Genomic DNA, 1,124 nt, shown 5'->3' on the forward strand with positions numbered 1-1,124 from the left:
AGCCTATACTATCGAAAAAGGAGGAATATGTATGAGTGGAATTCAACAAAGCATATTTGTGCTTCATACAAAAGAAGAAAACCATGAAGAAACAACAACGTTTGCACTAACTTCAGAAGAAGCTAAGTTATTATTTGAGACCCTGCAAAATAAACGAAAAGAAATTATCGACGCCCATATTGATAACATGTTGACGTAAGGAAGATCAATATTTTGCAAAACGGCTGAGCCATATACTAAGAATGGCCCAATATTTGCATTTTACATATAGGTATAGTATAATGTAAACGCAACCAAATTTAATAAATGTAATGAATACTACGTTTGACCATACACTCGAATTAGATTTAGTGAAAATTCACTTGTTATAAAGGAGATCTACTTCGCGTAGGTCTCTTTTATAATATGTGAATTTTTTATTTACGGTATAAATGTAAATATAGAGTAACATATTAAAATTTTTACATTTTTTGGAGGTTTTTTACATGGCTACTACAGGTACAGTAAAATGGTTTAACAGTGAAAAGGGCTTCGGTTTTATCGAAGTACCAGGCGAAAATGACGTATTCGTTCATTTTTCAGCTATCCAATCTGAAGGCTTCAAAACATTAGAAGAAGGCCAAAAAGTTGAATTTGAAATCGTTGAAGGTCAACGTGGACCTCAAGCGGAGAATGTTGTAAAATTATAATTCAACGCTACATATGAAAGCTGCCGACAGGCAGCTTTTTTTATACAAATTTGTTTTATTTGTATGATTAAGAAAATAGATTAAAGTAGGGAAGAAGGGAAGGCATGAGTCCATTTCATTGCTGTGCCACATGTCAACATTTTCAAAGTATTAAATTGGATAAGGGAATGAAATATCGATGCAAAAGACTGGGCTATGAAACCCGTCCTTCTTATCAGTTTACATGCTGGGAGCCAAAAGAAGTAGTTAAAAAGCTAATGGAAAAAMGAAATCAAAAATGAGGATTGGACATAACGCAATCAATTCAATCTACAGACGAACAAATGAGATAAATGAGCTAGTAGGGATCGTTTTTTACACAACAGCTAGAAGCAGTTACATACATAAAACCTATGTTCACTCTACCAATGAAAAAATCCGAACGAGTTTGATTCT

General features: G+C 33.4%; 2 protein-coding genes. Both read left to right on the forward strand.

Translation table 11 applies throughout. The features are described from left to right. The first annotated feature begins 31 nt into the window (after positions 1–31). Positions 32–199: a hypothetical protein gene (locus AC1DRF_RS29055; RefSeq protein WP_013056129.1), complete on the forward strand. Its 168-nt coding sequence runs from the start codon at positions 32–34 to the stop codon at positions 197–199. Between the two features lie 286 nt (positions 200–485). Continuing rightward, positions 486–689 carry a cold-shock protein gene (locus AC1DRF_RS29060; protein WP_013056130.1) on the forward strand — a complete coding sequence of 68 codons (204 nt, stop codon included), beginning with the start codon at positions 486–488 and terminating at the stop codon, positions 687–689. The last annotated feature ends 435 nt before the right edge of the window (positions 690–1,124 follow it).

It is taken from the genome of Priestia sp. P5_B4 (assembly GCF_056400385.1).

Coding starts and splice junctions, on each gene's coding strand:
- AC1DRF_RS29055 (WP_013056129.1), top strand. CDS start 32: ATGAGTGGAATTCAACAAAGCATATTTGTGCTTCATACAAAAGAAGAA.
- AC1DRF_RS29060 (WP_013056130.1), top strand. CDS start 486: ATGGCTACTACAGGTACAGTAAAATGGTTTAACAGTGAAAAGGGCTTC.